General features: G+C 54.0%; 1 protein-coding gene. It reads right to left on the bottom strand.

Annotated elements, in window-relative coordinates; translation table 11 throughout:
• Nucleotides 1-38: 38 nt before the first annotated feature.
• Nucleotides 39-895, bottom strand: an 857-nt coding sequence (ribD, locus tag ACTHUM_RS15550; RefSeq protein WP_440403363.1) for a bifunctional diaminohydroxyphosphoribosylaminopyrimidine deaminase/5-amino-6-(5-phosphoribosylamino)uracil reductase RibD, incomplete at its 5' end; no start/stop codon positions are given.

Genomic DNA, 895 nt, shown 5'->3' with positions numbered 1-895 from the left:
ATTCTATTGAAAATGGTTTAATTATCAAGCTGAGGCAATTAGGTGGATTTTTTCCGGAGAACCCATTTAATGTCCTGCCCGATGATTTCTACTGATTGACTTTGCCAAGGGCCGTCTGAAAGCAGGACGGCCGGATTTTCAGGAATGGAGAAAAGAGGTTTGCCTGCGCCTAATAGTTTCGGCGCTTGGTAGAGGACGATTTCATCCACCAAGTCATCCTTCAGGAAGGCTGAAGCAAGTGTTGAGCCGGCTTCTACCAGAACTTCGCCAAAGCCAAGCTCTGCCAGTTGCGGCATGAGTGAAAGAAGATTGATGCGACCGTTGATGTGTTCAGACGGCCTGATGATGCGGATATGTTCAAATGCACTCAGAGCCTGCAAACGTTGTTCGTCTGAGGAAAGGGTAACGATAACGGTCGGGCTTTCGGTATCGGTCACGAGGTGGCAGTCCAAAGGGATTTGCAGTCGGCTGTCCAAGACGATACGCGCAGGTTGACGTAGGGTGGGGAAGCTGCGAACGTTGAGTTTCGGGTTGTCGGCAAGTACGGTACCGATACCGGTCAAAACGGCGCAACTTTCGGCACGGAGAATTTGTACGTCTTCGCGTGCCGCTTCGCCGGTAATCCAAAAGCTGCGGCCGTCTGAAAGAGCGGTTTTGCCGTCCAAACTGGCAGCGCATTTGAGGCGGACAAACGGTCTGCCGCGTTCGATACGCGACAGGAAACCGCGGTTGAGTTCGCGCGCCTGAGCTTCCAGCAAACCGCTTTCTGTACGGATTCCGGCGGCTTCCAGCATGGATAAGCCTTTGCCTGCGACCAACGGGTTAGGGTCGGTCATGGCGGCGACTACGCGCGTTACGCCGGAATGAACCAGCGCTTCGGCGCACGGTGGTGTAC

This window comes from Neisseria sp. P0021.S006 (assembly GCF_051956895.1).
Note: the sequence above shows the minus strand (reverse complement) of the source record. Positions and strands in the feature narration are given on the sequence as shown.